Annotated in this window: 17 protein-coding genes; 8 read left to right on the top strand and 9 right to left on the bottom strand. The window is 70.5% G+C overall.

Features of this window, described 5'->3' with window-relative positions:
* Positions 1-7 precede the first annotated feature (7 nt).
* The 3 genes from ACZ4TG_RS14310 to ACZ4TG_RS14300 all read left to right on the top strand — a co-directional run bounded on the left by ACZ4TG_RS14310 (position 8) and on the right by ACZ4TG_RS14300 (position 4,006).
* Positions 8-637, top strand: coding sequence for a TetR/AcrR family transcriptional regulator (locus ACZ4TG_RS14310; protein WP_468162273.1), 630 nt, complete (start codon positions 8-10; stop codon positions 635-637).
* A 281-nt stretch (positions 638-918) separates the two neighbouring features.
* Positions 919-2,541: a citramalate synthase gene (gene cimA, locus ACZ4TG_RS14305; RefSeq protein ID WP_468162271.1), complete on the top strand. Its 1,623-nt coding sequence runs from the start codon at positions 919-921 to the stop codon at positions 2,539-2,541.
* Between the two features lie 118 nt (positions 2,542-2,659).
* On the top strand, positions 2,660-4,006 hold the full coding sequence (locus tag ACZ4TG_RS14300) for a hypothetical protein (protein WP_468162269.1): 1,347 nt from the start codon (positions 2,660-2,662) through the stop codon (positions 4,004-4,006).
* 51 nt (positions 4,007-4,057) lie between these two features.
* Here the strand turns inward: ACZ4TG_RS14300 and ACZ4TG_RS14295 are convergent, their stop codons facing one another.
* A complete protein-coding gene (locus ACZ4TG_RS14295) occupies positions 4,058-4,681 on the bottom strand; it encodes a YceI family protein (RefSeq protein WP_468162267.1) in 624 nt (207 codons plus the stop codon).
* A 265-nt stretch (positions 4,682-4,946) separates the two neighbouring features.
* Between ACZ4TG_RS14295 and ACZ4TG_RS14290 the strand changes: the two genes are divergently transcribed.
* Together ACZ4TG_RS14290 and ACZ4TG_RS14285 are read left to right on the top strand one after the other, a co-directional pair.
* Positions 4,947-6,530, top strand: a complete 1,584-nt coding sequence (locus ACZ4TG_RS14290; protein WP_468162265.1) for an acyl-CoA carboxylase subunit beta — start codon at positions 4,947-4,949, stop codon at positions 6,528-6,530.
* A gap of 22 nt (positions 6,531-6,552) precedes the next feature.
* Entirely contained in the window at positions 6,553-6,753 is a 201-nt protein-coding gene (locus ACZ4TG_RS14285) for an acyl-CoA carboxylase subunit epsilon (protein ID WP_468162263.1), read from the top strand.
* A gap of 175 nt (positions 6,754-6,928) precedes the next feature.
* On the opposite strand, the gene ACZ4TG_RS14280 is transcribed toward ACZ4TG_RS14285, so the two are convergent.
* From ACZ4TG_RS14280 to ACZ4TG_RS14245, 8 genes are all read right to left on the bottom strand, one after another.
* Positions 6,929-7,510 carry a GTP-binding protein gene (locus tag ACZ4TG_RS14280; protein WP_037792108.1) on the bottom strand — a complete coding sequence of 194 codons (582 nt, stop codon included), beginning with the start codon at positions 7,508-7,510 and terminating at the stop codon, positions 6,929-6,931.
* Complete coding sequence (locus ACZ4TG_RS14275) at positions 7,491-8,048, bottom strand: DUF742 domain-containing protein (protein ID WP_468162261.1); 558 nt, start codon at positions 8,046-8,048, stop codon at positions 7,491-7,493. Before ACZ4TG_RS14275 ends, ACZ4TG_RS14280 begins: the two co-directional genes overlap by 20 nt.
* Positions 8,049-8,141: 93 nt before the next feature.
* Positions 8,142-8,555: a roadblock/LC7 domain-containing protein gene (locus ACZ4TG_RS14270; RefSeq protein ID WP_030037347.1), complete on the bottom strand. Its 414-nt coding sequence runs from the start codon at positions 8,553-8,555 to the stop codon at positions 8,142-8,144.
* Positions 8,556-8,565: 10 nt separating this feature from the next.
* On the bottom strand, positions 8,566-11,775 hold the full coding sequence (locus ACZ4TG_RS14265) for a sensor histidine kinase (RefSeq protein WP_468162259.1): 3,210 nt from the start codon (positions 11,773-11,775) through the stop codon (positions 8,566-8,568).
* Between the two features lie 292 nt (positions 11,776-12,067).
* Positions 12,068-12,652: a GTP-binding protein gene (locus tag ACZ4TG_RS14260; RefSeq protein ID WP_266573764.1), complete on the bottom strand. Its 585-nt coding sequence runs from the start codon at positions 12,650-12,652 to the stop codon at positions 12,068-12,070.
* Positions 12,633-13,025 carry a DUF742 domain-containing protein gene (locus tag ACZ4TG_RS14255; RefSeq protein WP_007266775.1) on the bottom strand — a complete coding sequence of 131 codons (393 nt, stop codon included), beginning with the start codon at positions 13,023-13,025 and terminating at the stop codon, positions 12,633-12,635. Before ACZ4TG_RS14255 ends, ACZ4TG_RS14260 begins: the two co-directional genes overlap by 20 nt.
* A 151-nt stretch (positions 13,026-13,176) precedes the next feature.
* Positions 13,177-13,590 (bottom strand): roadblock/LC7 domain-containing protein, encoded by a 414-nt coding sequence (locus tag ACZ4TG_RS14250; RefSeq protein ID WP_008739864.1) that lies wholly within the window; start codon positions 13,588-13,590, stop codon positions 13,177-13,179.
* 9 nt (positions 13,591-13,599) lie between these two features.
* Positions 13,600-17,445 carry a sensor histidine kinase gene (locus ACZ4TG_RS14245; RefSeq protein ID WP_468162257.1) on the bottom strand — a complete coding sequence of 1,282 codons (3,846 nt, stop codon included), beginning with the start codon at positions 17,443-17,445 and terminating at the stop codon, positions 13,600-13,602.
* A 579-nt stretch (positions 17,446-18,024) separates the two neighbouring features.
* Here ACZ4TG_RS14245 and ACZ4TG_RS14240 point away from each other — a divergent pair.
* From ACZ4TG_RS14240 to gltX, 3 genes are all read left to right on the top strand, one after another.
* A complete protein-coding gene (locus ACZ4TG_RS14240) occupies positions 18,025-18,207 on the top strand; it encodes a hypothetical protein (protein WP_468162255.1) in 183 nt (60 codons plus the stop codon).
* Positions 18,208-18,301: 94 nt separating this feature from the next.
* On the top strand, positions 18,302-19,108 hold the full coding sequence (locus ACZ4TG_RS14235; RefSeq protein WP_468162253.1) for a fumarylacetoacetate hydrolase family protein: 807 nt from the start codon (positions 18,302-18,304) through the stop codon (positions 19,106-19,108).
* Positions 19,101-20,576, top strand: a complete 1,476-nt coding sequence (gene gltX / locus ACZ4TG_RS14230; protein WP_468162251.1) for a glutamate--tRNA ligase — start codon at positions 19,101-19,103, stop codon at positions 20,574-20,576. The genes ACZ4TG_RS14235 and gltX overlap by 8 nt, the downstream gene beginning before the upstream one ends.
* The last annotated feature ends 101 nt before the right edge of the window (positions 20,577-20,677 follow it).

The following is a 20,677-nucleotide window of genomic DNA, read 5'->3' as shown; positions in this document are numbered from 1 at the left end:
GGACCTCATGAAGGAGTGGCCCATGGTGGCGGGTGGAGTACCGGTACGGGCGGCGCGCAAGAACGCGCCCCCGCGCGAGGACGTACTCGTCGCCGCCATGGCCATGATCGCCGAGCGCGGCCTGGAAGGGCTGACCATGGCCGGCCTCGGCCGCGAGGTCGGCATGAGCAGCGGCCACCTCCTCTACTACTTCGGCAGCAAGGACGAGCTCCTGCTGCAGACCCTGGAGTGGAGCGAGGCCGCCCTCGGCACCGCGCGGCGGGCGCTGCTCTCGCGCCGCGGCTCGGCCCGCGAGCGGATCCAGGCCTACGTCGACCTGTACGTGCCCGAAGGCCCCCGGGACCCGCACTGGACCCTGTGGCTGGAGGTCTGGAACCGCTCCCAGAACGCGGGCCCCCAGGAGCGCGAGCGCCAGGCGGCCATCGAGGGGGCCTGGCACCGCGACCTGGTCGCCCTCCTCGCCGAGGGCATCTCGCGCGGAGAGTTCCGGGCCGTGGACGCGGACCGGTTCGCCGCCCGCATCAGGGCCCTGCTCGACGGGTTCAGCATCCAGGTCGCCGTCGGGCTGCCCGGGATAGGGCGGGCCGACATCCTGGACCACGTCACCGAGTTCCTGGACGAGGCGCTCGTATCGTGAGACATCGGTCCGCGCGTGCGGACGCTTGTGACACACTGCGGACGTGCCTGCTCAGCTCATGATTATGGACAGCAGCGCGCCGGTCCGCAGTGACCGCTGAGCCGTGGAAAAACCATGGGAAAGCGGCCACCGTGCCTCAGACCCGCGCGCAGACCTCTCGCACCCGCGAGAGGTCTTTTCGTTTCCCGGCTCCATTCCTGCCGGGAGCCGGCAGCGCGCGATGATGGGGGCAGTGGATCCCCGGTCTCCGGAACCACTCATCCGACAGGAGTCAGATCAGCATGACGACGACAGAGGCGACTGCGCCGACAGAGGCCCTCGACGACAGCTTCCATGTCTTCGACACCACCCTGCGCGACGGCGCCCAGCGTGAGGGCATCAACCTCACGGTCGCGGACAAGCTGACCATCGCCCGGCACCTGGACGAGTTCGGGGTGGGCTTCATCGAGGGCGGCTGGCCCGGCGCCAACCCCCGCGATACGGAGTTCTTCGCCCGCGCCCGCGCCGAGATCGACTTCAAGCACGCCCAGCTGGTCGCCTTCGGCGCCACCCGCCGGGCCGGCGGCACGGCCGCAGCGGACCCCCAGGTCCGCGCCCTGCTCGAATCCGGCGCCCCTGTGATCACCCTCGTCGCCAAGTCCCACGACCGGCACGTCGAACTCGCGCTGCGCACCACCCTCGACGAGAACCTGGAGATGGTCCGGGACACCGTCTCCCACCTCGTCGCCCAGGGCCGCCGGGTCTTCGTCGACTGCGAGCACTTCTTCGACGGTTACCGCGCCAACCCCGAGTACGCGAAGGCCGTCGTACGCACCGCGCACGAGGCCGGCGCCGACGTCGTCATCCTCTGCGACACCAACGGCGGCATGCTGCCCGCCCAGGTGACCGCGGTCGTCGCGACCGTCCTCGCCGACACCGGCGCCCGCCTGGGCATCCACGCCCAGGACGACACCGGCTGCGCCGTCGCCAACACCCTGGCCGCCGTCGATGCGGGCGCCACCCACGTCCAGTGCACCGCCAACGGGTACGGCGAGCGCGTCGGCAACGCCAACCTCTTCCCCGTCGTCGCCGCGCTGGAGATCAAGTACGGGCGTACGGTGCTCCCCGCCGGCGCGCTCGCCGAGATGACCCGCATCTCCCACGCCATCGCCGAGGTCGTCAACCTGACCCCCTCCACGCATCAGCCGTACGTGGGCGTCTCGGCCTTCGCGCACAAGGCGGGCCTGCACGCCTCGGCCATCAAGGTCGATCCCGACCTCTACCAGCACATCGACCCCGAACGGGTCGGCAACACGATGCGCATGCTGGTCTCGGACATGGCCGGGCGCGCCTCCATCGAGCTCAAGGGCAAGGAGCTCGGCGTCGACCTCGGCGGCGACCGCGCGCTGATCTCCCGGGTCGTGGAGCGGGTCAAGGAGCGCGAGCTCCAGGGCTACACGTACGAGGCCGCCGACGCCTCCTTCGAGCTGCTGCTGCGCGCCGAGGCGGAGGGGCGGGCCCGCAGGTACTTCCGGATCGAGTCCTGGCGCGCCATCGTCGAGGACCGCCCGGACGGCACCCACGCCAACGAGGCCACGGTCAAGCTGTGGGCCAAGGGCGAGCGGATCGTCGCCACGGCGGAGGGCAACGGCCCCGTCAACGCGCTGGACCGGGCGCTGCGGGTGGCCCTCGAACGCTTCTACCCCCAGCTGGCCAAGTTCGAGCTGATCGACTACAAGGTCCGCATCCTGGAGGGCAAGCACGGCACGGACTCCACGACGCGCGTGCTGGTCTCCACCACGGACGGCGCCAGCGAATGGTCCACGGTCGGCGTCGGCACCAACGTCATCGCCGCCTCCTGGCAGGCCCTGGAGGACGCCTTCACGTACGGCCTCCTGCGCGCCGGCATCGAACCGGCCGAGTAGCCCCGGCGGGCCCGCCCCCACCTCGCCGGGCTCCGGCCCGGCGAGGTCATCGGCCGCGAGGAACCGCCCTTATGTCCTGCTCACACAGGAAAGTGCCGGTTCGGGTAGCGTCGTGGATATGAGGACCAGGCTGATATCCGCACTTTCCGGTCTGCTGCTGGCCCTGTCAGCGACTGCCCTCGTGGTCGCCCCGCAGGCGTCGGCCGCCACCGGAGTCGCCGCCGTGGGGGAGGCCCTCAAGGAGGGGCCCGTCTACGTGGATCCCGGAGCCCGGGCGCAGCTGTCCGAGAGCCAGGCCGACGCCCTCGCCCAGAAGATCAAGGACGCCGGTAAACCGGTGTTCGTCGCGGTGCTCCCGGCCACCGCCGAGTTCCCGGCGGACAAGGTGCTCGGAGCGGTCCGTGCGGAGACCGGGATCACCGGCCTCTACGCCATCCGGCTCGGTGACGGCTTCAACGCCGGCGCCGACCCGAGGGTGATGCCGGCCAACGCCGTCCAGAACCTCACCGCGGCCGTGAAGACGGGCGCCCCCGTGGACGCGAACACCCAGCTCACCAACTTCGTCGACCAGGCACTCGCCCAGGCCAAGGGCAACGCCCCCGCCTCCTGGGGCAGCACGGGCGAGGCCGACGGCGCCCCGGTCGGCGGGCTGATCACCCTCGCCGCGGTGGCCGCGATCGGCGGCGGTGGCGCGTACGCCCTGGTCCGCCGCAACCGGCAGAAGAAGGAAGAGCAGCGCCGCGAGGCGATCGCCCGGCTCGGCGTGGTCGTCGACGAGGACATCACGGCCTTCGGCGAGGAGCTGGAGCGCCTCGACTTCCATCCCGGCGAGCCCGGCGCCGACGACTCCATGCGCAAGGACTACGAGCAGGGCCTGGACTCGTACGAGAAGGCCAAGCAGATCATGGCCTCCGTCCAGCGCCCCGAAGAGGTGCAGGGCGTGACCCAGGCGCTGGAGGACGGGCGCTACGCGCTCGCCTGCCTCGACGCGCGCCGCCAGGGCCGGCCGGTGCCCGAGCGCCGCTCGCCCTGCTTCTTCGACCCGCGCCACGGCCCGAGCATCGAGGACGCCTCCTGGGCCCCGGCGGGCGGGGCCGCCCGTACCGTGCCCGTCTGCACGGCGGACGCCGTACGGCTGCGTGACGGCCTGGACCCGTCGGTCCGTACGGTCGACACCGAGCGCGGGCCGCGCCCCTACTACGACGCCGGCCCGGCGTACGGTCCCTGGGCCGGCGGCTACTTCGGCGGCGGCATCCTGCCCGGTCTGCTGGTGGGCACGATGCTCGGTTCGATGATGTCCAGCCCCGCCTACGCCGCGGACTTCGGCGGCGGCACGGGCGGCGGCTACGAGGGCGGTGACTTCTCCGGCGCCGACTTCAACCCGTCCGACTTCGGCGGCGGGGACTTCGGCGGAGGCGGCGGCTTCGACGGCGGAGGCGGGTTCGACGGCGGGGGCGGCTTCTAGGCCAGGGCCTGGCCGCCCCCCGGGCCCGCGCGTCGGCCTCGGCCGCTGCGGTCAGGCCTGCTTGATGGCCGAGATGTCGAAGGTCAGCTTGACCTTGTCGCTGACCATCACACCGCCGGCCTCCAGCGCGGCGTTCCAGGTCAGACCCCAGTCGGAGCGCAGGATCTCGGCCGAGCCCTCGAAGCCGACGCGCTCGTTGCCGTAGACGTCGGTGGCGGAGCCGTTGAACTCCAGGTCGATGGAGAGCGGACGGGTGACGTCCTTGATCGTCAGGTCTCCGGTGATCCGGTACGCGTCCCCGCCCAGCTGGGCCGCGCCGGTGGAGCGGAAGCTCATCAGCGGGAAGGCCTCGGCGTCGAAGAAGTCGCCACTGCGCAGGTGGCCGTCGCGGTCGGCGATGCCCGTGTCGACGGAGGCGATCTTGACGTCGATGGAGGCGGTGGAGCGGGACGGGTCGCCGCCGTCGAGGTGCAGGGTGCCCTCGTGGTCGGCGAAGCCGCCGCGGACGTTGGTGACCATCGCGTGCCGGACGGTGAAGCCGATGCTGCTGTGGGCGGCGTCGATGACGTAGTCGCCGGTCAGCGCGGCGAGCGCCGGGTCGACGTCGAGCGTGGCGACGGCGGCGGTGCCCTCCTGGGACTGCACGGTCTGGCTGCGGCGGGTGAAGAGACCCATGACTTCCTCCTCGATAAGGGGTGCGTTCCAGCCGCACCTGCTTGTTGAATGTTCAACGAGGTTGACCGTAGACCTATTCCGTTCAAATTTCAACATCTAGGGTCGTGTCGCGCGGTTTTGTTGGACCTCCACAAAGGCCCAAGGTCCCGGCTGGTGGAGTCCGTGCATCGCCCGGCAGTTCTGTCCGGGCCGTACAGCGGATGGCTCCCGAGACTGTGTGGAACCAACGGAGGGTTTTCGTGCCGTCACTTCGTAAGGTCGGTACATGACCGTTGTGGACCAGACTCCGAGCGAGCCGACGGACGCCCGCGGGCGCGTGGCCGAGCTGCACTCCCTGCGCGAGGAGGCGCGGCGCGGACCCAGTGACCGGGCTACCGAGGCGCAGCACGCCAAGGGCAAGCTGACGGCGCGCGAGCGCATCGCCCTCCTGCTCGACGAAGGTTCCTTCAGGGAGGTCGAACAGCTCCGCCGGCACCGGGCGAGCGGGTTCGGCCTGGAGGCCAAGAAGCCCTACACGGACGGTGTCATCACCGGCTGGGGCACGGTCGAAGGCCGCACGGTCTTCGTCTACGCACACGACTTCCGGATCTTCGGCGGCGCGCTGGGCGAGGCCCACGCCACGAAGATCCACAAGATCATGGACATGGCCATCGCGGCCGGTGCGCCCCTGGTCTCCCTCAACGACGGCGCCGGCGCCCGTATCCAGGAGGGCGTCTCCGCCCTCGCCGGCTACGGCGGCATCTTCCAGCGCAACACCAAGGCCTCGGGTGTCATCCCGCAGATCTCGGTCATGCTGGGCCCCTGCGCGGGCGGCGCCGCGTACTCCCCGGCGCTCACGGACTTCGTCTTCATGGTCCGCGACACCTCGCAGATGTTCATCACCGGCCCGGACGTCGTCCGCGCGGTGACCGGCGAGGAGATCTCCCAGAACGGCCTCGGCGGCGCGGACGTGCACGCCGAGACCTCCGGCGTCGCGCACTTCGCGTACGACGACGAGGAGACCTGCATCTCCGAGGTGCGCTACCTCATCACGATGCTCCCCTCCAACAACCGCGAGAACCCGCCGGTCCACCAGACCGACGACCCGCGCGACCGCCGCTCCGACGTGCTCCTGGACCTGGTGCCCGCCGACGGCAACCGCCCGTACGACATGCTCAAGGTCATCGAGGAGCTCGTCGACGACGGCGACGTCCTGGAGATCCACGAGCGCTGGGCCCGCAACATCATCTGCGCCCTCGCCCGGATGGACGGCCAGGTCGTCGGCATCGTCGCCAACCAGCCCGGCCACCTCGCCGGCGTCCTGGACATCCACGCGTCCGAGAAGGCCGCGCGCTTCGTCCAGCTCTGCGACGCCTTCAACATCCCGATCATCACCCTGCTGGACGTCCCCGGCTTCCTGCCGGGCGTCGACCAGGAGCACGGCGGCATCATCCGCCACGGCGCCAAGCTGCTGTACGCGTACTGCAACGCCACCGTGCCGCGCATCTCGCTGATCCTGCGCAAGGCCTACGGCGGTGCCTACATCGTCATGGACTCGCAGTCCATCGGGGCCGACATCACCTACGCCTGGCCCACCAACGAGATCGCCGTCATGGGCGCCGAGGGCGCCGCCAACGTCATCTTCCGCAAGCAGATCGCGGACGCCGAGGACCCCGAGGCCATGCGGGCCCGGATGGTCAAGGAGTACAAGGCCGAGCTGATGCACCCGTACTACGCGGCCGAACGCGGCCTCGTGGACGACGTCATCGACCCCGCCGAGACCCGCGAGGTCCTCGTCAGCGCCCTCGCGATGCTCCGCACCAAGCACGCCGATCTGCCGTCCCGCAAGCACGGCAACCCGCCTCAGTAGAAGCGAAGGAGACCTGCCACCGATGAGCATCACCGCCGACACCCTGCTGAAGGTCGAGAAGGGCAACGCCGAGCCCGAGGAGCTGGCCGCGATCACCGCGATCCTGCTCGCCCGTGCCGCCGCCGCCCCGGCCCAGGCCTCGGCCCGCGCCGCCCGCTCCCAGGCCGGCTGGCGCCGCCTGGAGCGCAGCTCCGGCTTCCAGGCCCCGCACAGCTGGCGCTAGCGCCCAGGAACGCACCCACAAGAGCGCCGAGGCAATGCCTCGGCGCTCTTGTGCGTCCTGCGTGCCCCCGTGCCCATGAAGGGCGTTCACGCAAAAGGCCCCCCGCACTCCTCGGAGCGCGGGGGGCCTTTTGCGAACGTCTCTGCGAACGCCTCTGCGGACGTCTCGCCGACTGCTACCGCAGGCGCGCCATCAGGGCGTGCTCGACCAGGGTGATGAGCGCGCTCTTGGCGTCCGCGCGGTGGCGGGCGTCGGTGGTGATGATGGGGGCGTCCGGGCCGATCTGCAGGGCCTCGCGGACTTCCTCCGGGGTGTAGGGCTGGTGCCCGTCGAAGCCGTTCAGGGCGATGACGAACGGCAGGCCGCTGTTCTCAAAGTAGTCCACGGCCGGGAAGCAGTCCGCGAGGCGGCGGGTGTCCACGAGCACCACGGCGCCGATGGCACCGCGGACCAGGTCGTCCCACATGAACCAGAAGCGGTCCTGACCCGGGGTACCGAAGAGGTACAGGATCAGGTCCTGGTCGAGGGTGATGCGGCCGAAGTCCATGGCGACCGTGGTGGTCGTCTTGTCACCGGTGTGGGTGAGGTCGTCAATGCCGGCGGAGGCACTGGTCATGACGGCTTCGGTGCGCAGCGGGTTGATCTCGGAGACCGCGCCGACGAACGTGGTCTTGCCCACGCCGAAGCCGCCCGCCACCACGATCTTCGCGGAGGTGGTGGAGCGAGCCGCTCCGCCGTTAGAGCTTGCGAAGTCCACTGAGCACCCTTTCGAGCAGTGTCACATCTGGCTGGCCGCCGGCAGACTCGTCGCCGCCGGGCTGATGAATGGCGACAAGGCCCGCCTCCGCCAGGTCGGCGACGAGGATTCGGGCGACACCAAGAGGAATGGAGAGAAGTGCCGAGATCTCCGCGACGGATTTGATCTCCTGGCACAGACGGCAGATGCGCTGGTGCTCGGGCAACTGCCCTTGCAGCCGCGCGGGATCGGCCGTGGTGCTGACCAGCGCCTCGATGGCGAGCTGGTAGCGCGGCCGGGTACGGCCGCCGGTCATGGCGTACGGACGCACCAGCGGGTTGTGCGCCTTCGGAGCCGGCGGCCGCGAGGAGCGGACGGGCTGCTGCGAAGGCCGGTAAGGCTGCTGGGGCGGCTGGGGCTGGCCGTACGGCTGCTGCTCGTACGGGTTCTGCTCCGGCACGGGCCGGCTGGGAGCGGAGGGAAAGTTGAAGCGGTTCTGGTCGTGCCCACCCTGCGGCTGCTGCGCGCCGCCATAAGGATGTCCTCCGGGTGTTGTCACGTTTCCTCCTCCGACTCCAAGAACGCAGTACTCCCTGTGGAACCGCGCCACCGCACCCTATGGTGCGATGACGCGAAACGCACTGCCTGTCTGCTAGTTGAGAAGACTTCCCTGCAGCTCGGCACGCAGGTCCGGGGTGAGGACACTGCCCGCTCGATCCACAAGGAGGGCCATCTCGTAGCCCACCAGGCCGATGTCGCACTCGGGGTGCGCGAGCACCGCGAGCGAGGATCCGTCGGAGACGGACATGAGGAAAAGAAACCCCCGGTCCATCTCGACGACCGTCTGGTTGACGGCGCCGCCCTCGAAGATGCGGGAGGCGCCGGCGGTCAGCGACGTCAGACCGGAGGCCACGGCCGCCAGCTGATCGGCGCGGTCGCGCGGGAATCCGTCGGACATCGCCAGAAGGAGTCCGTCGGCGGAGACCACCACGGTGTGGGACACCCCAGGGGTGTTGTCCACGAAGTTGGTGATCAACCAGTTCAGGTTCTGTGCCGCCTGGCTCATCGGGCTCACACTAACGCTCCTGGTCATAGCTGTTACTTGACTGCTCGGAACCCGCGCTGCGTCCCTGCTGGACACCGCGTCGCAGGTTGCTCAACCTGCCACGGACGTCCTCCGGCGCGCGGGAGACCTGGGGGCCGCCCTGCGGGGTCGTCTCCGCAGCACCCTCGACCAGGTTGGCCTTGGGCACCCGCCGAGGGAGACCGGACGGGGTGACCCCGCCCGCCTTCGGCTCACGGAGCTTGGAGGCCTGCTGCCAGCGCTCGTCGTTGTTCGAGCGCCAGTCCTCAGGGCCTGCCGATTCCTTCGGGGCCGTCTCCGGTTCGGCGGGCTGCTGCTTGCGCTGCGGCCGCTGCTCGAAGAGGGATCCGCCGGACTCCGCTTCCTGCTGTGCCGGCTGCCACTGCTGCTGGCTGCCGCGGCGCGGCAGGCCCGCTCCGGTCATCTTGTGACCGGTGTCGGCAGCGGCGCCCGGACGGTCGAAGCCTACGCGTTCCGCGGCCGGTTCGGGAGCGACCGGGGATTCCGATTCGGTCCCGTAGCCCTGCTGGTAGCCGCCCGAATAGGAGTTCTGTTCGGGCCACTCCGCCTGCTGGGCCTGGGGTTCGTAGCCGCCGTCGTAGGACTGCGCGTCCTGCCGCTGGTCCTGGTATTCGGCTTCCGGATAGGTATACCCCTGCTGCGGGTACGCCTCGTAGGCCTGCTGGGGCTGCTGAGCCTGCTGGGACTCGTACGCGGGGTCGTAGCCCTGCTCGGGCTGCTGCTGGTAGCCCTGGTAGGGCTGGTACCCGTGCTCAGGCTGCGGTTCCGGATAATCCTGGACGGACGGATCGTCCTGATCGGCGTACTGCTGATCCGGCGGGAAGCCGACCTGGGCGGCCAGCGCGGCCCGGCGCTCCTGCTGTCCCAGGGAGCGGCCGACCGGGTTCGGACCCTGGCCCTCCGCGCCCTGGGCGTCGTAGCGCGAGTCGTCGAAGCCGAGCTCCGCGGCGGTGCGCAGCGGAGCGGCCTGCTGGGCCCGCTGCTCCGGGATGATCTGGGAGACGGTGAAGTCGTCGTCCGGTATGCCCTCGCCACCGCCACCGTGGGTGATGGCGTCGGGGAGCATGACCAGCGAGGTGGTGCCGGCGGCCTCGCCCGAGGGGCGCAGCTGGACGCGGATGCTGTGGCGGTCCGCCAGCCGGCCGACCACGAACAGACCCATGCGCTGCGAGATCGCGGCGTCCACGGTCGGCGGGTTGGCCAGCTTGTGGTTGATGTCCGCGAAGTCCTCGGCGGTGAGGCCGATGCCCTTGTCGTGGATCTCGACCATGACGCGGCCGTCGGGCAGACGCGTGGCGTTGACGCGCACCTTGGTCTGGGGGGAGGAGAACGTGGTGGCGTTCTCCAGCAGCTCGGCGAGCAGGTGCACGAGGTCGGTCACGGCCTGGCCGTGGATCTCGGCCTCGGAGACGCCCGACAGCTCGATGCGCTCGTACTGCTCCACCTCGGAGGAGGCGGCGCGCAGGACGTCCACGAGCGGGACCGGCTGGTCCCAGCGGCGGCCCGGCTCCTCACCCGCGAGGATGAGGAGGTTCTCGCCGTTGCGGCGCATACGGGTGGCCAGGTGGTCCAGGCGGAAGAGGTTCTCCAGCTGGTCCGGGTCGGCCTCGTTGTTCTCCAGGTCCGTGATGAGGGTCAGCTGGCCCTCGATCAGCGACTGGTTGCGCATGGAGAGGTTCGTGAAGATCGCGTTGACGTTCCCTCGCAGGAGCGCCTGCTCCGCGGCGAGCCGGACCGCTTCCCGGTGGACCTGGTCGAAGGCGCGGGCGACCTCGCCGATCTCGTCCTGGGAGTCGATCGGGATCGGCAGCACCCGGGTGTCGACCTTGCCCGGGTCGGTGCGCGAGAGCTGGTCGACGAGCATCGGCAGGCGCTGCTCGGCGATGTCGAAGGCCGAGGTGCGCAGGCGGCTCATCGCGCGGCCCATCTGGCGGGCCATCATGCCCGCCATGATGAAGGCGGCGAGCAGGGCGACGACCACGATGGCGCCGGTCAGGATGGCGTCGTTGCGGGACTCGTCGGAGACCGCGACGGCGTCCTTGACGGCCTTGTCGAGCAGTTCCTTCTCGATCTCGGCGTAGCCGTCGAACTTGGCGGTGGCGGCGGCCTGCCAGGCCGTCGCGGTGGTGCCGTTCTGGGCCAGCTTGGTGTTCTTGTCGCCGCTGGCTATCGCCTCGGTCATGCCCGTCAGCGCCGAGCCGTTGACCACGGGCGGAGCCTTGAAGGGCGGGCCGCCGGCCTGCTCGGCCTGCTGCTTCGCCTGGGCGAGCTTGGCGGCGCCCTCCTGGGACTTCTTGCCCATCACCTCGCGCAGGCGGTTGGTGTCCTCGTCGGTGCCGGCGGCGACGTACTCACCGATGGCGATTTCCTCGAGGTAGGCGTACGAGGAGAAGGCGACGAGCTGGGACTTGCGGATGTCCTCGTTCTCGTTCGGCCGGACCAGCAGGTGGGTGCCGACGGAGCGCTGGAGCGAGTTCGCGGCCTTGGCCAGCTCGATCGCGTAGACCATGCGGCCGTAGCTGGTCACATTGCCGGTGCCCAGGCCGAGTTCGTTGGAGAACTGCATGAGGTAGTGCTGGACCAGCACATAGCCCTCTTCGGTGGGGATGGGGCCCAGCGAGTTGGGGAGGTTCTTCTTCGCCGACTCCGGCGTCACCACGTAGGCCGTCTTGCGGACCTGCTCCAGCTTGGGCTCCTCCTGGCGGAAGAGCTGCAGGCGGCGTTCCATGCCCTGGTTCTTCGGGAGGTCCTTGGCGGCCTCCGCGAACTTGGCCTTGGCCGCGTCGGTGGCCGCGTACGCCTTCGTGACGGCCGCGCTGTTGCGGTCGCCGCTCAGGAGCGGCTGCGCGGTGAGGTCACGTTCGTCGAGGAGGGCCTCGCCGTACTCGGAGGCCGCCTGGACGATGCGGGCGGTCTTCTCGGCGTCCTTGGCCTCGTTCCAGCTGTCGACCGAGCCCTTCACCTGGAAGCCGCCCATGACCAGTCCGACGAGGGCGGGTACGAGGAGGATGGCGTTCAGCTTGGTCGGCACGCGCCAGTTGCGGGGCGCGAACTTACTGGTACTGCCTCCGCTGGCGGGTGGGTCAGCGGGCACGTCGACGGGCGACGCGGCCGCTCGCGGCGGCGGGGTGAAGTTGCCGCGCGCGGGTTCATCCGCGGGGCTCGAGTTGCTTCGCCTCACTCGACCAACAACCTCTCGGCGGTGCTACTAGCTAGTTCGTTGAATTCCAGCACGGTTAACGGCCGTGTTCCAAACAGTTGGAACCAGCCATTCCAAGAACCTTATGTCCCACATAAATCGGACATAAAGAGCGAGCTGCGGCAAATGCGGGGCCAGTTGTGAGCGCAGCGGCACCGGGCGAACGCACCCTGTGTCCAACTGGCTTCAATTCTCTGTCGAAACGTTATGAACGAGAAGGGCGGGCCGTGTCCTATGACACAGCCCGCCCCTCCCTGACGCAATGGATTCCGTGTTACTTGAGCCGCGCCATCAGCGCGTGCTCGACGAGCGTGATGAGCGCGCTCTTGGCGTCCGCGCGGTGGCGGGCGTCGGTGGTGATGATCGGGGCGTCCGGGCCGATCTGCAGGGCCTCGCGGACTTCCTCCGGGGTGTACGGCTGGTGCCCCTCGAAGCCGTTGAGCGCCACGACGAACGGCAGGCCGCTGTTCTCGAAGTAGTCCACGGCCGGGAAGCAGTCCGCGAGACGGCGGGTGTCGACCAGGACGATCGCACCGATCGCGCCGCGCACCAGGTCGTCCCACATGAACCAGAAGCGGTCCTGACCGGGCGTACCGAACAGGTACAGGATCAGGTCCTGGTCGAGCGTGATGCGGCCGAAGTCCATGGCGACCGTGGTGGTCGTCTTGTCCCCGGTGTGGGTCAGGTCGTCGATGCCCGCACTCGCGGACGTCATCACGGCCTCGGTGCGCAGCGGGTTGATCTCGGAGACCGCGCCGACGAACGTGGTCTTGCCCACGCCGAAGCCGCCCGCCACCACGATCTTCGCGGAGGTGGTGGAGCGAGGAGCCGCTCCGCCGTCAGAGCTTGCGAAGTCCACTGAGAACCCTCTCGAGCAGCGTTACATCCGGCGTTCCGCCGGCCTCTCCATTGCCCGGCTGGTGGATGGCCACCATTCCGGCCTCGGCCAGGTCGGCGACGAGGATCCGGGCGACACCGAGCGGCATCGACAGCAGTGCGGAGACCTCCGCGACCGACTTGACCTCACGGCACAGCGTGCAGATGCGCTGGTGCTCCGGCAGCAGGCCGGAGAGGTGCATCGGGTCGGCCGTGGTGCTGACCAGCGCCTCGATGGCGAGCTGGTAGCGCGGACGGGTCCGGCCACCGGTCATCGCGTAAGGACGTACCAGCGGCTGGTCGCCTTCCGAGTACGAATCTCCGTACGCATCGGGATAGGCGGGGGGCGGGGTCATTGTTCCTCCGGGCTGGACAGCAGTGGTCAGCGTGCCGTCTGACAGGGCGGCCGGTGGGGGGAAGTGATGACGGCCTGTCGGGGGTACTGGATTCCGGGGCGCGGGCCCCGGGCTCCCGGCCGGAAGTACCGTCCGGCCGGGAGACTGGCAGTCAGATGAGCAGGCTTCCCTGCAGCTCCGCGCGCAGGTCCGGGGTGAGGACGCTGCCGGCGCGGTCCACGAGGAGGGCCATTTCGTAGCCCACGAGGCCGATGTCGCACTCGGGGTGCGCGAGAACGGCCAGCGAGGATCCGTCGGAGACCGACATGAGGAAGAGGAATCCCCGGTCCATCTCGACCACCGTCTGGTTGACGGCGCCGCCCTCGAAGATGCGGGAGGCGCCGGCGGTCAGCGACGTCAGACCGGAGGCCACGGCCGCCAGCTGATCGGCGCGGTCACGCGGGAAACCTTCCGACATCGCCAGAAGGAGTCCGTCGGCGGAGACCACCACGGTGTGGGACACCCCAGGGGTGTTGTCCACGAAGTTGGTGATCAACCAGTTCAGGTTCTGTGCCGCCTGGCTCATCGAACTCAACTATCGCTCCTGCTGGTAAGTGGGGTCGATGTGGTAACTGCCGGTCGCGGGGCCGGTGGTGCCGGCCTGGCGCCCCTGCTGGATACCGCGTCGGAGGTTGGTGAGACGGCCGCGGACGTCGTCCGGGGCACGCGATACCTGCGGGCCGGGCTGGGCGTCGGCCTGCTGCTGCGCGGTGCCGGCCACGAGGTTCGCTCGCGGTACCCGGCGCGGCAGCCCCGAGGTGGTGATGCCGCCCGCGGCGGGCTGGCGCACACGCTCGGCCTGGCGCATCAGCTCGTCGTTGGGCGAGGAGCGCCAGCTGACGGTCGGCGCGCTGCCGGTCGCCGCGGGCTCCGCCGCCGCCTCCTGGCCGCGCTGCGGCAGCTGGGGCTGCGGGCGCTGCGGGGCCGGGGCCGCCTGCTGGTGCTGCTGAGGCTGCTGGGGTGCGGCCGGTGCCTGGCCGGCGGGCTGCTCGCCCTCCTGGCGGAACCAGTTCGACTCCAGCGTGTCGAAGATCGGGCTGCGGGCCTCGCCGGGGCTCTGGGCCGGCGGCAGCGCCTCCGGCTGGTGGGCCTGCGGCAGGCTCGGGGCCTCGGCGCGCGGGGCCGGCGAGGGCGAGGGCGCGGCCGGGTAGCCGGCACCGGGCTGCGGAGCCTGGTGCTGCCGGCTGTAGCCGCCCACACCGGGGCCGCCGGTCCGCGGCGCCTGGAAGTCCGGGCGGGCGAACTGGCCGGTGGTGGACGCCGGGCCGCCGAGGCCGCCGGTGCCCGCGGGGCCGCGCAGCTCCGGGCGCTCGAACTGCCCGGTGGCGGAGGGGTCCTGGGAGCCGCGCACGTCGGGACGCTCGAACTGGCCGGTGGTGCTGTTGGCGGGGTTGCCGCCGGTGGCCTGCGGGCGCGGGGCGTTGAAGTCCGGCCGGGCGAACTCGGCGGTGGACCCGGGGCCGGACAGCTCGTCGTGGCCGCGCGGGACCTCCTGGCCGCCCTGTGCGGCGCCCCAGCTGGTGGTCTGCGGGATCCCGGCGGGCGAACCCGCACCCGGGAGCTCCGGACGCGGGGCACCACCGCGCGGCGGCAGCTGCGGCCGCTGGCGCTGGGCCGGGGCGGCGGGCTGCTGCTGCGGAGCCTGCTGGGGCTGCGGGGCCTGCGGCTGCGGAGCCTGCTGGGGCTGCGGGGCCTGCGGCTGCTGGCCCTGCGGCTGCTGCGGCCGCTCGAAGCCGTTGCCCTGCGGGAAGGCGGCCGGAGCCGGAGCCGGACGGCCCTGCGGGGCACCGGTCGCGGCGCCGGTCGTGGCACCGGGGGTACGGCCCGGCAGCGGAGCACCGCCGCCGAAGGGGCCCTGACCCTGGCCCTGGCCCTGCGGGGCACCGGAACCCGCCTGCGGACGCGCCGCGGGCCCGCCCTGCTGCGGCCGGCCGCCGAGGCTGCCCTGCTGGTTCTGGCCCTGCGGACCGGGACCCTGCTGGCGCTGCTGCGGAGCCTGCCCGGCGGAACCCTCGCGGCCCGGGAGCGCCGCACGCTGCGCGCCGCCCGCGACCTGGCCCCGCTGATGGCCGGCGCCCACGGGGGGACGCGCGGGGCCACCGGGTACGGAACCCTGCTGCCCGGGACCGCCCTGCGGACCGCCCTGGGCGCCGGAGCCCCCGGGGCCGCCCTGGCCCGGCATCGGAGCCGGCTTCTTGCCGCCCTGGGCGACGTCGACCGGCAGCATGACGAGGGCCGTCGTACCGCCCGAGTCGGACGGACGCAGCTGGATGCGGATGCCGTGTCGCAGGGACAGGCGGCCGACCACGAACAGGCCCATGCGGCGGGAGACCGAGACGTCCACGGTCGGCGGCGACGCGAGCCGCTCGTTGATCGCGGCGAGGTCCTCGGGGGAGAGGCCGATACCGGTGTCGTGGATCTCGACCAGCACGCGGCCGTCGGGCAGCGCGTGACCGGTGACCTTGACCTTGGTCTGCGGGGAGGAGAACGAGGTCGCGTTCTCCAGCAGCTCCGCGAGCAGGTGCACGAGGTCGTTGACGACGCGGCCGGCGACGTCGGTGCCGGGCACCGACGAGAGTTCGATGCGCTCGTACTGCTCCACCTCGGACGCCGCGGCGCGGAGCACGTCGACGAGCGGGACGGGGCGGGTCCACCGGCGGCCCGGCTCCTCGCCCGCGAGGACGAGGAGGTTTTCGCCGTTACGGCGCATACGGGTCGCGAGGTGGTCGAGCTTGAAGAGCGAGGACAGCTGGTCCGGGTCGGCCTCGCGGGACTCCAGCTCGGAGATGAGCGAGAGCTGGCGCTGGATGAGGCCCTGCGAACGGCGCGAGAGGTTGGTGAACATCGCGTTGACGTTGCCTCGCAGGAGGGCCTGCTCGGCGGCGAGGCGGACGGCCTCGCGGTGCACGTCGTCGAAGGCCGCGGCCACCTGGCCGATCTCGTCGCGGGTGTGCAGACCGACCGACTCCACGGACGTGTCCACGTCCTGCGGGTCGGACTCGGAGAGCTGCTTGACGAGCTCGGGCAGTCGGTCCTGGGCCACCCGGGTCGCCGTGTCCTGCAGGCGGCGCAGCGAGCGGATCATGGACCGGGCCATGACGAAGGCGCCGACGAGGGAGACACCGAGGACGAGGAGGATCAGCGCACCGTTGATGATGGCGTCCTGCTGCGCGGAGTTCTTGAGCTCGCGCGCCTTCTGCTCCATGTCCTCGAGCAGCGTCAGCTCGATGACCTTCATCGCCTGGAGCTTGGTGCCGTCCGCGTCGTACCAGTCCATCCAGGAGCGGTACTGCTGCTCCTTGCCGAACTGTCCCTGGGTGGACAGCACACGGCGGGTGTAGTGGTCCGCCTTGCTGATCTCCGGGTTTCCGTCGCCGAGCGAGGCGGTGAGCTCCTCGGACTTGCCCTGGTAGACGAGTTCGAAGGTCTTCTTCGACTGGCTCTCACCGCGGAGCGCGGAGAGCGCGTACAGGCGGTCGTTCTCCTGGAGCGTGCCGGCCTTGTCGCCGCTCTCGGGGAGCGAGGCGGCGATGATCGCGCGCTGGATCGACGCGTACTCCTTGGCGGAGGAGAACGCCGCCAGGGCGCGGGTGCGCTTGATCATCTCGGGGTTCGAGGTGGCCTGGGCCATGTCCTGCGAGAGGGAGAGCAGCGAGACGATCAGCGCGTTGTACTCGGTGACGGTCTGCTGGGCACCGTTCTGGTACGCCTTCTTGCGGATGTCCTCGATGCCGGTGAGCTGGCGCCCGATCTGCAGGATGTTGTTGCGGATCGACTTGAGGGTCTCGTCCTTGTCCTCCGTGCTGTCGACCTTGTCGGTCGCGGCGGCGAAGGCCTTGGCTGCGGAGTCGGTCTGGTCGCGGACGCCCTCGACGAGCGAGTTGGGCCTGCCCGACTTGTCGACCGACAGCGGACCCGCCGACTTGTCCCGCTCCTCCTGGAGCATGGCGGCCAGGTTGGTGGCCTGCCGGGTCATCGTCGTGAGCAGCTGCATGTGGTCGAGCTGCGCGATGTCGTTGAGCGAGTCGTTGATGCGGAAGCCACCGAGCGTGGTGGCGGCGACGACGGGCAGGGTCAGCAGCGACACCAGTCGCGTGCTGATGCGCCAGTTCTGCATGGCGAGACGTGAACCGGGCCCGCTGGGGGCCTTCGGTATCGCCACGTCCTGCCCTGCGGCGGACTCGCTCTTGCCCTTGGCCTTGGCGAGGCCCTTGGGCTTGGCCCGGCCCTTCGCCTTCACCGTGGCGGAGGAGCCGGAGCCCGCCCCGTCGACAGCCGGCCCGCGGTTCTGGGCGTGCTGGGGCGAGGAGCCACGGTCGGTCCCGCCGCGCGGCTCCTGCTCCGCCGCAGCGCTGCCATCCCTCTTGAATCGTCCCTGCACTAGCGTCGCAACCTCTGGACCAGGCGTCCCGCCGGGCGACCGGTGGGACGGTGTCGAGTCGTGGGGCACTGACGGCCCCATGGTGGTCGTCGGTGACCGGCGCGTCTCCCTCTCTGTTGCCGCCGCGCTCGGCGCTGAGTCGCGCCACCTGCGCGCCGGCTGATTCCCGCGGCGGTCCCGCGAATTCCAGCACAGTGGGGGATCTCCAACAAGGTGCGCGTGTCCCCCCGGCGAGGCGGTCACGGTTCGTGACAGGAGGGCTACCCCATGTGGACACGGTATGGGGATGAACCGGACTTACACCGACCAAACACCGTGGCTGGCAAGGTGTCCCAGTCGAGATGATCAGGAGCGGAATGGCGCATTCAGTGGCGCAATGTCCGTTTCTGGGTGCGGAATTGACTGCCCATTATGCCCGGAATGCCAGGTCATGGGTGAGCAAACTCACATAGCCATGGCCATTACTTCCCGGTTCAGCCGGGGATTCAGATGTTTAGCCTTGCCCTTTGCAGGGTTGGCGCCAGGGTTGGCGCATCCGACAACCATCACCCGACGAGCGAGCCGAGGCCCCGAACTCCGATGAAGACGACGATGCTGATCCGCAACATAGCCAACCCCCGCCGCACCACCCTCGCGCACCTGAAGGACGCCGAGGAGCTGCAGGCGCCGCTGGCTCCGGAGCACGCCGTCGAGCTGCCGGCCCAGACCGCGAACCCGCGCCGCACGATCCTGATGGACGCGCCGGTCGCCGCCGCGCAGTAGTCCTCGGCAAAGAAGCGAAGCGTCGCTGCCTGCCGCGTTAGCCTGGAGCCCGCAGACTCCCACCGGCGGAAATACAGAGGGGCAGACGCAGCACGTGCGCATCGCCAGGTTCTCGATCGACGGAAATGTCGCGTTCGGCGCGGTCGAGGGCAGCACCGCCCCCGGCGACGAAGCGACCCTCGTCCTCGACATCATCAAGGGCATCCCGTTCGCGGACTTCGAGCTCTCCGGGACCAAGGTCCCGCTCAGCAAGGTCCGACTGCTGCCGCCCGTGCTCCCGAACAAGGTCGTGGCCATCGGCCGCAACTACGCGGAGCACGCGGCGGAGCTCGGCAACACGATCGTGGACAGTGAGGGCCGGCCCGAGGCCCCGATCACCTTCTTCAAGCCCTCCACCTCGGTGGTCGGCCCCGGGGACCCGATCACGTACCCCTCCTTCTCCCAGGACGTCCACCACGAGGCGGAGCTCGCCGTGGTGATCGGCCGGATGTGCCGCGAGGTCCCCAAGGAGCGCGTCAAGGACGTGATCCTCGGCTACACCTGCGCCAACGACGTCACCGCGCGCGACGTCCAGCGCCGCGAGAAGCAGTGGGCCCGGGCCAAGGGCTTCGACAGCGCCTGCCCCCTCGGCCCCTGGATCGAGACCGACCTGGACCCGGGCGACCTCACCATCCAGTGCACCGTGAACGGCGAACAGCGCCAGCTCGGCCGCACCAGCGACATGGTCCGCTCGATCGAGGACCTGATCGTGCACATCACCGAGGCCATGACGCTGCTCCCGGGCGACGTCATCCTCACGGGGACCCCGGCCGGAGTCGGCCCCCTCAACGTCGGCGACGAGGTCGCCGTCACCATCGAAGGCATCGGCACTCTCACCAACAAGGTGATCAAGCGTGGTTAACGGACCCGTCCGCGTACGTTTCTGTCCCTCTCCGACCGGCAACCCCCACGTGGGCCTGGTCCGGACCGCCCTCTTCAACTGGGCGTTCGCCCGCCACCACGGCGGTACGTTCGTCTTCCGCATCGAGGACACCGACGCGGCCCGCGACTCCGAGGAGTCGTACGACCAGCTGCTCGACTCGCTGCGCTGGCTCGGCTTCACCTGGGACGAGGGTCCCGAGGTGGGCGGCCCGCACGCCCCGTACCGCCAGTCCCAGCGCATGGACATCTACGCGGACGTCGCCAGGAAGCTCAAGGACGGCGGCTACGCGTACGACTGCTACTGCACCACCGAGGAGCTGGACGCGCGCCGCGCCGCGGCCCGCGCCGCCGGCAAGCCCTCCGGCTACGACGGCCACTGCCGCGAGCTGACCACCGTGCAGCTGGAGGCGTACCAGGGCGAGCACCGCTCCTCGATCGTCCGCTTCCGGATGCCCGACGAGCCGATCACCTTCACCGACCTGGTCCGCGGCGAGCTGACCTTCACCCCGGAGAACGTGCCGGACTTCGGCATCCTGCGGGCCAACGGCGCCCCGCTGTACACCCTGGTCAACCCGGTCGACGACGCGCTGATGGAGATCACGCACGTCCTGCGCGGCGAGGACCTGCTGTCCTCCACCCCGCGCCAGATCGCGCTCTACAAGGCGCTCATCGAGCTGGGCGTCGCCAAGGCCGTCCCGGAGTTCGGCCACCTGCCGTACGTCATGGGCGAGGGCAACAAGAAGCTCTCCAAGCGCGACCCCGAGTCCTCGCTCAACCTGTACCGCGAGCGCGGCTTCCTCCCCGAGGGCCTGCTGAACTACCTCTCGCTCCTCGGCTGGTCCTTCTCCAAGGACCAGGACATCTTCTCGATCGAGGAGATGGTGGCGAAGTTCGACATCCCGGACGTCAACGCCAACCCGGCGCGCTTCGACCTCAAGAAGGCCGAGGCGATCAACGCCGACCACATCCGGCTGCTGGACCCGAAGGCCTTCGCGGACGCCTGCACCCCGTGGCTGCGGGCCCCGCACGCCAACTGGGCTCCGGAGGAGTTCGACGCCGCCGCCTGGGAGCGCATCGCGCCGTACGCCCAGACCCGGGTGACCGTCCTGTCGGACATCACGGCCAACGTCGACTTCCTGTTCCGCGCCGAGCCGGTGGAGGACCAGGCGTCCTGGGACAAGGCGATGAAGGGCGAGCCCGCGGCCCTGCTGACGACCGCCCGCGCCAACCTGGAGACCGCCGACTGGAGCGACCCCGAGTCCCTCAAGCAGGCCGTCCTGACCGCCGGCGAGGCCCACGGCCTCAAGCTCGGCAAGGCCCAGGCCCCGGTCCGCGTCGCCGTCACCGGCCGCACGGTCGGCCTGCCGCTCTTCGAGTCGCTGGAGATCCTGGGCAAGGAGAAGTCCCTCGCCCGCATCGACGCGGCCCTGGCGAAGCTCGCCGCGTAACGCGCAAGGCCGCGCAAGCACCACCCGTACGTCCCGCAGGGGGCGGCAGCCGGAATCCGGCCGCCGCCCCCTGCGGCACGTGCCGGTGCCGTAACGTCGAG

It is taken from the genome of Streptomyces sp. NPDC028314 (genome assembly GCF_055565795.1).
The sequence above is the reverse complement of the archived record's forward strand: the minus strand, read 5'-3'. Positions and strand labels throughout refer to the sequence as shown.

Coding starts and splice junctions, on each gene's coding strand:
- ACZ4TG_RS14285 (WP_468162263.1), top strand. CDS start 6,553: ATGAGCATCACCGCCGACACCCTGCTGAAGGTCGAGAAGGGCAACGCC.
- ACZ4TG_RS14250 (WP_008739864.1), bottom strand. CDS start 13,590: ATGAGCCAGGCGGCACAGAACCTGAACTGGTTGATCACCAACTTCGTG.
- ACZ4TG_RS14255 (WP_007266775.1), bottom strand. CDS start 13,025: ATGACCCCGCCCCCCGCCTATCCCGATGCGTACGGAGATTCGTACTCG.
- cimA (WP_468162271.1), top strand. CDS start 919: ATGACGACGACAGAGGCGACTGCGCCGACAGAGGCCCTCGACGACAGC.
- ACZ4TG_RS14300 (WP_468162269.1), top strand. CDS start 2,660: ATGAGGACCAGGCTGATATCCGCACTTTCCGGTCTGCTGCTGGCCCTG.
- ACZ4TG_RS14310 (WP_468162273.1), top strand. CDS start 8: ATGAAGGAGTGGCCCATGGTGGCGGGTGGAGTACCGGTACGGGCGGCG.
- ACZ4TG_RS14295 (WP_468162267.1), bottom strand. CDS start 4,681: ATGGGTCTCTTCACCCGCCGCAGCCAGACCGTGCAGTCCCAGGAGGGC.
- ACZ4TG_RS14240 (WP_468162255.1), top strand. CDS start 18,025: ATGAAGACGACGATGCTGATCCGCAACATAGCCAACCCCCGCCGCACC.
- ACZ4TG_RS14270 (WP_030037347.1), bottom strand. CDS start 8,555: ATGAGCCAGGCGGCACAGAACCTGAACTGGTTGATCACCAACTTCGTG.
- ACZ4TG_RS14290 (WP_468162265.1), top strand. CDS start 4,947: ATGACCGTTGTGGACCAGACTCCGAGCGAGCCGACGGACGCCCGCGGG.